The following is a 10,216-nucleotide window of genomic DNA, read 5'->3' as shown; positions in this document are numbered from 1 at the left end:
AGGCAGAGGCAGAGGCAGAGGCAGAGGCAGAGGCAGAGGCAGAGGCGAGTGTTAATCTGCGCTGCGCAGCTAGGCCGCTGGGCGGCTTAAGTTTACCCGATTCCGTCCGTGAGACTTCGCAGAATAGAGCGCCCGGTCTGCCTGCGCCATTAGGGCTTCTGGCGAGAGCGGATTGCCGTCATCACCACTCGGCCCGATAGAGAGGCCAATGCTGATCGTGACATGCACTGGCAGTGGCGTTCCGGGCACGACGAAGCCGCGATTGCCAATATCGGCGCAGATATCTGCGGCGGCCGATTCCGCATCGGAGAAATTTGTGCCGGGCATCACGATAAGAAACTCCTCTCCTCCGATCCTCGCGACAAGGTCCATTCCGCGCAGATTGTTGCGCAGCCGTTCCGCGGTTTGCACCAATACCGAATCCCCAGCCGCATGACCGTAGCGGTCATTGATGCCTTTAAAGTGATCCAGATCGGCGACCATCACCGCAAAGGGCCGTGCCGTTTCAAAGGCATGCTCTGCAATGCGGCGAAGATGGGGGAGGGCATAGCGGCGGTTGTGCAGCCCCGTGAGCGAATCAAATACCGCAGCTTTCAACCCGGTACGCACCATATCGCGCAACTGGTCCGTCATGCGTTTGCGGCGCAGAACTGCATGTAGGCGCAGGACCATTTCGGCTGTATTGAAGCCGTCGGTCATTATGTCGTCGGCACCAAGATCAAGTGCGGTGGCCGCCTGTGCGGTGTCAGGGGCCAGTTGAACCACCAATAGACCAGCATAGCGGGTCTGAGCATTGGCACGCAGCGCCGAGATCAGCCGCAGTGCCGCCGTGGCGCTATTCGACTCTGTGGGCAAAACCAAAACGAAAGTATCAGGTGGCTTATTGCTGGATGTCGCGCGAATGGCCTCTTCGGTGTTGGCAAGCGTCAACCGCGCGTCCAATAAAGGGCGTAGTTGGTTGGCCCAGTTCACGCAGGTTGTGTTGTCTGAATGGATCAACACACAATGGCTGCGGGCCGTGAATTCTGCCGCGGGTTCCGCCAGACCAAGCGCGCGGGTGGTTTCATCACGCATTTCCCATTCGTCCGCTGCGTTGCGGGCGCGGATCAGACTGCGCGCTCGGCCCAGCAGCAATGTTGAATCGAGCGGCTTTAACAGCACATCGCTTGCCCCCGCTTCCAGCGCAGCGAGCCTGTCTATTGATTGGTCGCCGTTCCCGATGGCCAGTACCGGAAGCTGCGCGGTATCGGCAGAGGCCCTTAAAGCTTCGCATAGATCGGCGGCCCCGCCACCGGGCAGGGTTATCGCGCAAATCACAAGGTCAGGCGGGTTGTCCTGTACAGCGGCCAAGGCCTGCTGCATATCTTCGGCCTGAACGACCTGATAATATGCCGCACAAAGCTTGACCTTTAGGGCGATGCGATTGGTCGCAATCGCATCTGCAATAAGGATGGTCCCTTGCACGACAACTCCTTCACCGTACAAATCAGTTTGATGACATAGTTTTTGGTCCCTAAAGGTTAACAAAGGGTTTCCACTCTACTGCGGAAGACGGTTCACATGTCCTACACTCAAGACACCGCCGAGACTTTAGCGCTTCAGGCGCTTGCTTGGTTAGCGGCCAATGACGATCTGTTGCCCGTGTTCCTAGGCAGCACCGGCGCGTCGGAGGCTGATCTGAAAACTCAGGCCAGCGACCCTATCTTTCTAGGTGCAGTGCTTGATTTCCTTATGATGGATGATGCTTGGGTTATCGGCTTTTGCGATCACCTCGCCATTTCCTATGAGCGGATCATGCAAGCCCGCGCAGCCCTGCCCGGCGGGGAGCAGGTGCATTGGACTTAAAACACATCAAAGGTCTGCTGTTCGACAAGGATGGCACCTTGTTCGACTTTGCCGCGACGTGGGAACCATGGGCCGAAGCCTTTCTGCTGCGCGCCTGCAACGGGGATCGCAGCTTTGCCGCGCGGGTCGGTGTGGACATCGGCTTTGATTTCGCCCTGCGCCGTTTCGCCCGCGACAGTATCGCCATCGCTGGCACACCTCAGCAGGTTGTCCAAGCTTTGTCCCCGCATTTCCCTGCTCAAACGCCTTTGGCTTTGCTAGAGATGGTTAATATGGAGGCCAGCCGCGCACCACAGCGCGAAGCAGTGCCGCTCAGGCCGTTCCTGCAGCGGCTTCGCGATCAGGGGCTTCACCTTGGGGTTGCCACCAACGATGCAGAGCATCCCGCGCGGGCGCATCTGGTGGCGGCTGGGGTGAATGATATGTTCGATTTTATCGCGGGTTTCGATACTGGCCACGGGGGCAAGCCTTCTCCGGGTCAGTTGCACGCATTTGCGGCCCATGTGAACTTGCCCGAAAGCACCATCGCAATGATCGGAGATAGTGTTCACGATCTCGAAGCGGCACGTGCGGCGGGGATGCTGCCCGTGGCTGTCCTGACCGGCCCCGCCACTGCCGAGGAGCTTGCTCCGCACGCAGATATCGTGCTGCCAGACATTGGGCATTTGCTGGGCTATCTAACTTGAGCGCGGCACATCCTGCTCAAGCCGTGATCTCGCGTACGCCTTCAAGTATTCGGTCTTCTAGTTCATCCCCATGCAGGACCGAAATATCGCCCGTCGTTTCAAGCACGACTGCGCGTACGTCTGAAAATCGCATGGCATTGGCCTCGCGCAACTTGGCTATCAGATCGGCGCGGGCCACGCGGGTTTCGCGCAGGGCGTCGTCAAAAATCTGCCCATCACGCATCAGGATCACAGGTTCATTCTGCACGGTCTGTTCAAACCGATCAGACGCTTGCCGCCCACGTGCGATTACAAACTGCGCGCCAAGCAGGGCCGAAATGGCCAGCGTAGGCTGCGCAAATTCCGGCCACGTTGTTGCCTGACAGGCCCCGGCAAGCAGAGAACCGGTGGCGATAGTTGCGACAAAATCAAATGCAGTCATTTTTGAAAAGGTGCGCAACCCGATGACGCGCACGACAAAGATCACCCAGATCAACGCGATAGAAGAAAGCAACATCGCGCGGGCGACAATATCGAGTGGAACATTCTCGAAAAACATCAGCTTTGCCTTTCGCGTAGCGCGGTGCCACGCTGGATAAAGAACCGTCCCAAGAGCAACACCATGGCCATGGCGATAAGGCCGAGATAGCGCTCGTATATTCCGTCGATCCCCGTGGGCAGAAAGAAGAACGGCGGTGCGGATACCAACCAGATCAGTGAAATGCCCTTCATCGCTTTCGCAACAACGGGCGAGATATCGGCAAACCCGTTGGACAGCATCCAAGGGACGGTCAGCATAATCAGCCCAAGCGCGTAAACCAGATAGATGTGGATTACCACGCCATCAGAATCACGATCTCCGTATTCATTTCTTGCGCCGACCAGAAAAACGATGAGCCCAAGAAGAGCGAGACCAATTGTGCCACCGCTCCACCACGCCCCGCCGAAATGCATATGAGCGCATAGCAAGGCGCAGGCGATCAGAGCGGCGGAAAAGGCATAGATGCCGATGTCGACGATAAACTCATACCGACCTGCGCCCAGATCGCTGATCGTATCTGCCATCCAATCATGTTCCGGTACCACGAAATCTGCGATCAAGATCGAGACGGTGAAAACCACGCAGCCAAGGATCGCAATCCAGCCAAGGCATAGCATAAACCCCGGCGCGCTGTGTGGCCGAGGTGCCGTGACGTTGTTGCTCATCTGGTGAAACTCATCTTAAGTGCTCTGTTGTTGATGCATCCTGTGATGCGGTCAGGCGAAGGTTGTTAATCCGAAAGCCGCGAGCGTTCTTCGGCATTGGGGCTGCCCGCGGGGGCTTCGTCCAACGTAGCCTCTGGGCGGTGCAGGTCCTCTTGCGGCTTTTTTGGTGGAGTTTTGTCTTTGGGGTGTTTGGGATCATCACTCATGAGAATACTCCGCCATCGCTGTGCGTTGAGGAAAGACACTGTGCCATCCTTAGACATCAAACGCTTCGTGGATCCCTCCGGTTCCGCGCGAGTGACCTGACAGCTCAACGCAATTTCCGAACAACTGGAATTATCAGGCCAATCTTAACCACTGCACCTGCATTCTAGCTGCGGGAAAAATGGGAATGAGGCAGTCATGCACGGGCTTATAAACCGCAGCATTCAAAACTACTTTTGTGCCAACTATGGCCATGCGCTTTGGTCCGCTGTGGCCACTCGGGCCGGGTTGGGTTTCACCGAGTTCGAGGCGATGCTGACCTATCCAGATCATGTCACGCCAGCGGTTCTGGATGCGGTTTGCACCGTGTTAGAACGGCCCCGCGCGGAGGTGATGGAGGATGTCGGCACCTTCCTTGTGGCGCAGCCGGGCTATGCGGCCGTGCGGCGATTGCTGCGATTTGGCGGGGTGAGTTTTCGCGACTTTCTGCAATCTTTAGACGAGCTGCCAGACCGCACGCGCCTTGCGCTTTCAGAGCTTCGATTGCCTAGGATCGAGTTGTGCGAGGAACCCGATGGTCAGTATTTGTTGGTCTGTGAGGCCCCACTTGTCGGGTACGGCTATCTGATGATGGGGGTCTTGCGGGCCATGGCGGACGACTATGGCGCGCTGGTGGCGCTAGAGCATTGCGGGAGATCTGAAGGGATAGAAACCCTGAAGATCATTCTGATTGAGGCCGATTTTTCAGAAGGTCGCAGCTTCGAACTTGGGGCGCGGGCATGAGTGGGGCGATCCACGACACGGAGGTATTAGACAGGCTTTGTCCGATGCATCTACTCTTGTCCTCAACGGGGTTCATCCGTCACGCGGGACCGACGATACAAAAGTTACGGCCGCAGTCACCGCTGGCTGGGAAGCTATTTTTAGATACAGTCACCGTCAAACGGCCCCGCACAATGCGCGGAATGGACGATTTGCGACGTGCGTCTGGCATGAAACTTCATCTGGCTTTCCGCGATGCGCCCCGGACCGAATTAAAGGGCCTGCTTGTGCCGCTGGACGATGGCCGAACCATTGTGAACCTCTCATTTGGGATCTCTATTTTTGACGGGGTGCAAGATTACGCGCTGACCAACGCAGACTTCGCGGCGACCGATCTGGCGATTGAAATGCTCTATCTTATGGAAGCGAAATCAGCCGCGATGGAAGCCTCCCGTCGCTTGAACCTGCGCCTAGAAGAGGCGCGCATTGCGGCGGAGGAGCAGGCCTTTACCGACCTATTGACCGGACTAAAGAACCGCCGTGCGCTGAACGCAGTGCTGGAACGGCTGATTGCGGCGGGGGAAGGCTTTGCGGTCATGCACATCGACCTTGATCATTTCAAAGCGGTAAATGACAGCCTTGGCCATGCCGCTGGCGATCATGTTTTGCAAGTGGTCGCTCGGATTATGGTGCAAGAGACCCGCAGCTCCGACATGGTGGTCCGTCTGGGAGGGGATGAGTTCACTGTCGTCTTACCCGATGTGCGCAGTGAAAATGTGTTGGAACAGATCGGGCAGCGCATCATCGACCGATTGGAAGAGCCTATCCATTTCAAAGGTGAGGTCTGCAAAGTCTCTGCCAGCATTGGCACGGTCTGGGTCCAGCGCGGCGACACGCCTTCACGCGATGGGGTTTTGGCCAATGCGGATACTGCGCTTTATGCTTCAAAGCATGCAGGCCGTGCGCGGCACACTTTCTATAGCCCGACATTGCAGGGGGGCGCAGGCTTCGATCCTACCGCTTCTGATTAGGTGGGGCATGCGGCAGCTAATCGCTTGGTGCGACATTGTGCGGGCGTGATTTGGCATGGGGGTAGTAGACCGGACAGGATCGCTGTCGTATCACCTCAGCATGAAATCGCCCCTTTATCTGATCCGCCGCCTGCGGGAACGCCTGAAAGACGCACGCCGCCGCGCGCGCTTTGTCGCCTCTTTGCAGCATCTGCATGGGCCTACCAAACTTGATGTGGCGCCGGGTGACGTGGTGTTGATCGCCTTGGTGCGGGACGGCAGCTATTACCTCGATGCGTTCTTTCGCCACTACCGTGCGATGGGCGTGCGGCATTTTGTATTTATCGACAATGGCTCTCGTGATGACACAATCGCCCGGATCAAGGCGCAGAAGGGCACGATAATAGACCGCAGTGCCCTGCCACTTGCCCAATACGAAGACTTGATCCGGCAGTACCCGGCGCAGACCTATGGGCAAAACCGCTGGTGTCTTTATGTCGATATGGACGAAATCTTTGATTTCGAAGGGCGCTCTCAAATCGGTGTAAGGGGGCTAACCGCCTATCTTGAGCAGCAGGGCTATACTGCCTTGGCGGCTCAGATGCTTGAGATGTTTCCCAAGAACAGCCTCGCCGCTGCGGCTGGGCTGCCCTACAAACAGGCACTGCAAGCCTTCCTCTACTACGACATCAGTGCCGTGCGCAAAGTCGACTACCATAGTTCTGATATAGAGTTTTCGACCCTGCTGACCAACAATGACCTGTCCAACGATGCTGTGAAATTTGCCTTTGGTGGGGTGCGCGGCAAGGTGTTTGGTGAAGATTGCTGCCTGACCAAACACCCGCTTATTTTCAACGGTCCAGAGGTCACACCCGCTCCGCATCCGCATCTTTCCAGCGGGCTGCGTGTGGCGGATATGACGGCGGTGATAAAACATTATAAATTTGCCAATGACCCCGTCACCCGGGATGCGGCAACACTGGCCTCGGGCGATTTGGCTCATAACGAAGACGCGCGGCGCATGGCGGTGATCGGGCAGAACCCCGATGTCTCGCTCTTTTCATTGGATGCGCGGCGTTGGAACCGGGTTGAACTTTTGTACCGCGCTGGGTTTCTGGTGCCGTCCGAGGCCTATAGCGCCCATGTCGCCGCTTGGCGTGACGAAAGCGCCGCATGAGCATCGGTGCCGTTGTCATCGGCCGTAACGAGGGTGCGCGGTTGGAGCGGTCTTTGCAGACCCTGATGGGGCAGGTGGCGCAGGTGGTTTATGTCGATAGCGGTTCAACCGACGGCTCTGTCGCCATGGCGCACGGGCTTGGGGCTAAGGTGGTTGAACTGGACATGCAACAGCCGTTTACCGCCGCGCGGGCACGCAATGCAGGCGCCGCGGCGCTGGAGGAGGGCATCACGCTGGTGCAATTCCTTGATGGCGATTGCATCTTGCAGGCAGGCTGGCTGGAAGCGGCAGAGACGCATTTAGATGCCCATCCGCAAATCGCTGTGGTTTGCGGCAGGCGGCGCGAGGAATGCCCCCAAGCGTCGATATATAACACCCTGATTGACCGCGAATGGGATACGCCGGTGGGAGAGGTCCAAGCCTGTGGCGGTGACGCCCTGATGCGCCTGCATGCGCTGCGCACTGTCGGAGGCTACCGAGCAGAGATGATTGCCGGGGAAGAGCCAGAGCTTTGCCAACGTCTGCGACGGGCGGGCTGGCAGATATGGCGTTTGGATACTGAAATGACATGGCATGACGCGCAGATCACGCGGTTCGGCCAGTGGTGGCGGCGCAGCCTGCGCGCCGGGCATGCCTTTGCCGAAGGAGCCGCGCTGCATGGCGCTGGCCCCGATTGCCATTGGGTGGCCGAGACACGCCGCGCCCTGCTTTGGGGGGCGCTTTTGCCTGCGATGATCGTGTTGTTGGCGCTGCTGATGCCTTGGGCTGCGCTTATTCTGGCCCTGCTCTATCCTGTGCAACTGTTGCGGTTGATCCGGCGGGGCGGGGCGGCTTGGGCGGTGTTCACCCTGCTGGGAAAATTCCCCGAGGCTTTGGGCGTTGTGAAATACCATATGCGGCGCGATGGGCGGATTATCGAATACCGCTAACGCCTAGCGCATCCGCCATGCATCAAACGTGAGCCGAGGTAGGATTGCAAAACAGCGCGCATAACGCGGCACCATCCGGAGCGGGCTTTGCAGTGTGCGCCACAGCCATTCCAAAGCCAGCATCCGCATCCACTTTGGCGCACGCCGCTGCCGCTTAGCAAGGAAATCCAACCCCGCTCCGACAGAAGCAAATCCCACCCCCGGCGCGATCTCGCGCCCCCGCGCGGCGAGGATCTCTTGCTTGGGCGCGCCAAGTGCCAAAAAGCACAGCCGCGCACCGCTCTTCGCAATCTCACGCAAGGCAGCATCGGCCTCAAGGCTTGAGGGGGCAAATCCCATCGGCGGCGCTGTGATGTGACAAATTTCAAGGCCCGGCACCCGGGCTTGCAGCACTCGGGCGGCGCCGTTGAGCGCGCTTTGGTCACTGCCGAAAAAGGCGATGGGCAGCGATAGGTCCGCTGCCAGTTCACATAGCGGCAGGATCAGATCAGAGCCCGGCATCAACTCCACCGGCTGCCTTGCTAGCTGCGACAGCCAGACCACGGGGCGGCCATCCGCAACAATCAAGTCCTGCGCGCTATATGCTGCAGCGAAGGTTGGGTCGCTTGGCAGTTTTGTCAGATGGTCGAGGTTCAGCGTCGCGAGCGCGAATCCGTCTCCCTTGTCAAAGCGTTTGCGCAGGGCCTGAAACAATACGGGCCTTGTTGCCACATTAACCACCACGGCAGCGTCGCCTTTGCCATACTTCATAGCGCTTCTCGCAAAAGCTGGGCAGCGGTTACAACTCTAGTGGTGTGAAGATAGTCTTTCATGCCTCTGTTATCATGTGTCATTTTACAACCACGCCCACTCCAAAGACTGCCCGCCATGAAACTAGCGGGATGACAGCGCGCAGGCCAGATGGTAATTTACGACGCCCAACGTTCGGCCCATGCAAGGACATCATGCCTAATCCCATCGCCTATATGATGCTGCTGATCTGGCCCATTGTCTGTTTGGGCCTGTTTCGCAACCTGCCGCTGCAACGGGCACTGATCTGGTCGATCCTTGGCGGCTATCTTTTCCTGCCGCCGCTGACAGAGTTCAATCTGCCGCTGGTGCCGGGGCTTGATAAAGTGTCGATCCCCAACCTCAGCGTGCTGTTAATCATCTGGCTGGGCACACAAGAGAAGCTTCGACTTTGGCCTGCCTCGCGCATGGCGGGGCTGTTGGTCGTGGGATTTTTGTTTTCGGGCGTACCGACGGTTATGAACAACGGCGATCCCATTTTGTTTCAATCGATCTTGGGGTTTGATCCGGTTGTCTTTCCGGTGGATGCTTTGCCGGGGCTGTCGATCCGCGACATCGGTTCTGTTCTGATCGGCCAGGTTCTGGTGCTCGTACCCTTTTTGCTGGCACGTCAGTTCCTTGCCGATGAGAAAGGGCTGCGCGAGCTTTTGTTGGCTTTTATGATCGGCGGGCTGATCTATTCTGTGCCGTCGTTGTTTGAAGTTCGCTTCTCCCCGCAGCTTAACACTTGGATTTACGGGTTCTTTCAACATTCATTCGAGCAGATGATGCGCAACGGCGGGTTCCGCCCCATCGTCTTCTTGCCCCACGCGCTGTGGTTGGCACTGTTCATGTGTATTGCACTGGTCTCTACGGTAGCGCTGGCGCGGCAAAGCTCGGTTATCAGCCGATGGAAGATGATGTTTCTGGCTGTCTATTTGGCTGTGGTGCTGCTGCTGTGCAAAAGCCTTGCATCTATGGCCTATGCGCTGTTGCTGGTACCGACGGTGCTGCTGTTGCCCACGCGGTGGCAAATACGGTTGGCGGTTGTCTTTGCGGCTGTGGCGATGATCTATCCTATGCTGCGCAACGCTGGTCTGGTCCCGCTTGAGGCACTTGTGGCCCAAGCTGAAGCGATCAGCGCGGAGCGGGCAAATTCGCTGAGCTACCGTTTTATGAACGAAGAGCAGCTTCTTGAACGGGCAGCCGAAAAGCCGTGGTTCGGCTGGGGCGGATGGGGGCGTAACTTGATCCGCGATGCAACCACCGGCGATATCCTCTCGATCCCCGATGGGCGCTGGATTATCGTATTCGGATCCTTTGGATGGATTGGTTACCTGTGTGAAATGGGGCTGTTGGCCTTGCCGATCTTCTTGATGGGCCTATACCTCTATCGACGTGGGGATGCGGCCCTATCCCCTTGGATCGCACCGCTGCTTCTGATCTTGGGTATCACCATGATGGACATGTTGCTGAATGCGACGTTGACCCCGCTGACTTGGCTTACTGCCGGGGCAATCCTTGGCCATGCCGAGGCCCTAGCAGGCGCGCGGACAGGTCTGGATATCGCAAGCGCGGTCACGCCCCCCGCGACCGCGCGCAGGCGGACGGTCTTTTAAACCGCGCGTTAATCACTGCGTTGTGAGGCGG

Annotated in this window: 12 protein-coding genes; 7 read left to right on the top strand and 5 right to left on the bottom strand. The window is 57.9% G+C overall.

Annotated features, from left to right (window positions below):
* Window positions 1–69: 69 nt before the first annotated feature.
* Window positions 70–1,464, bottom strand: coding sequence for a diguanylate cyclase (locus tag BM229_RS06135; RefSeq protein ID WP_093926740.1), 1,395 nt, complete (start codon window positions 1,462–1,464; stop codon window positions 70–72).
* Window positions 1,465–1,560: 96 nt separating this feature from the next.
* Here BM229_RS06135 and BM229_RS06130 point away from each other — a divergent pair, with 96 nt between their 5' ends.
* Complete coding sequence (locus BM229_RS06130; RefSeq protein WP_093926739.1) at window positions 1,561–1,845, top strand: DUF3572 domain-containing protein; 285 nt, start codon at window positions 1,561–1,563, stop codon at window positions 1,843–1,845.
* Complete coding sequence (locus tag BM229_RS06125) at window positions 1,836–2,531, top strand: HAD family hydrolase (RefSeq protein ID WP_093926738.1); 696 nt, start codon at window positions 1,836–1,838, stop codon at window positions 2,529–2,531. Before BM229_RS06130 ends, BM229_RS06125 begins: the two co-directional genes overlap by 10 nt.
* A 16-nt stretch (window positions 2,532–2,547) precedes the next feature.
* Here the strand turns inward: BM229_RS06125 and BM229_RS06120 are convergent, their stop codons facing one another.
* The 3 genes from BM229_RS06120 to BM229_RS18195 form a co-directional block, all read right to left on the bottom strand.
* Window positions 2,548–3,069, bottom strand: a complete 522-nt coding sequence (locus tag BM229_RS06120) for a DUF421 domain-containing protein (protein WP_093926737.1) — start codon at window positions 3,067–3,069, stop codon at window positions 2,548–2,550.
* Window positions 3,069–3,716, bottom strand: coding sequence for a DUF998 domain-containing protein (locus tag BM229_RS06115; protein ID WP_167360198.1), 648 nt, complete (start codon window positions 3,714–3,716; stop codon window positions 3,069–3,071). The genes BM229_RS06120 and BM229_RS06115 overlap by 1 nt, the downstream gene beginning before the upstream one ends.
* Window positions 3,717–3,781: 65 nt before the next feature.
* Complete coding sequence (locus BM229_RS18195; protein ID WP_167360197.1) at window positions 3,782–3,922, bottom strand: hypothetical protein; 141 nt, start codon at window positions 3,920–3,922, stop codon at window positions 3,782–3,784.
* Window positions 3,923–4,118: 196 nt separating this feature from the next.
* On the opposite strand from BM229_RS18195, the gene BM229_RS06110 reads away from it, so the two are divergent.
* The 4 genes from BM229_RS06110 to BM229_RS06095 all read left to right on the top strand — a co-directional run bounded on the left by BM229_RS06110 (window position 4,119) and on the right by BM229_RS06095 (window position 7,798).
* A complete protein-coding gene (locus tag BM229_RS06110; RefSeq protein WP_093926736.1) occupies window positions 4,119–4,703 on the top strand; it encodes a heme NO-binding domain-containing protein in 585 nt (194 codons plus the stop codon).
* 209 nt (window positions 4,704–4,912) lie between these two features.
* Window positions 4,913–5,713 (top strand): diguanylate cyclase domain-containing protein, encoded by an 801-nt coding sequence (locus BM229_RS06105; RefSeq protein WP_338117452.1) that lies wholly within the window; start codon window positions 4,913–4,915, stop codon window positions 5,711–5,713.
* Between the two features lie 100 nt (window positions 5,714–5,813).
* The gene (locus BM229_RS06100) at window positions 5,814–6,869 is read left to right on the top strand and encodes a glycosyltransferase family 2 protein (RefSeq protein ID WP_093926734.1); all 1,056 of its coding nucleotides are present in this window, start codon (window positions 5,814–5,816) and stop codon (window positions 6,867–6,869) included.
* Window positions 6,866–7,798 (top strand): glycosyltransferase family 2 protein, encoded by a 933-nt coding sequence (locus tag BM229_RS06095; protein ID WP_093926733.1) that lies wholly within the window; start codon window positions 6,866–6,868, stop codon window positions 7,796–7,798. Before BM229_RS06100 ends, BM229_RS06095 begins: the two co-directional genes overlap by 4 nt.
* A gap of 3 nt (window positions 7,799–7,801) precedes the next feature.
* Here the strand turns inward: BM229_RS06095 and BM229_RS06090 are convergent, their stop codons facing one another.
* Window positions 7,802–8,548, bottom strand: a complete 747-nt coding sequence (locus tag BM229_RS06090) for a WecB/TagA/CpsF family glycosyltransferase (RefSeq protein ID WP_093926732.1) — start codon at window positions 8,546–8,548, stop codon at window positions 7,802–7,804.
* A gap of 194 nt (window positions 8,549–8,742) precedes the next feature.
* Between BM229_RS06090 and BM229_RS06085 the strand changes: the two genes are divergently transcribed.
* Window positions 8,743–10,185 (top strand): hypothetical protein, encoded by a 1,443-nt coding sequence (locus BM229_RS06085; protein WP_093926731.1) that lies wholly within the window; start codon window positions 8,743–8,745, stop codon window positions 10,183–10,185.
* Window positions 10,186–10,216 lie beyond the last annotated feature (31 nt).

It is taken from the genome of Sulfitobacter dubius (assembly GCF_900113435.1).
Classification (GTDB): domain Bacteria; phylum Pseudomonadota; class Alphaproteobacteria; order Rhodobacterales; family Rhodobacteraceae; genus Sulfitobacter; species Sulfitobacter dubius.
The sequence above is the reverse complement of the archived record's forward strand: the minus strand, read 5'-3'. Positions and strand labels throughout refer to the sequence as shown.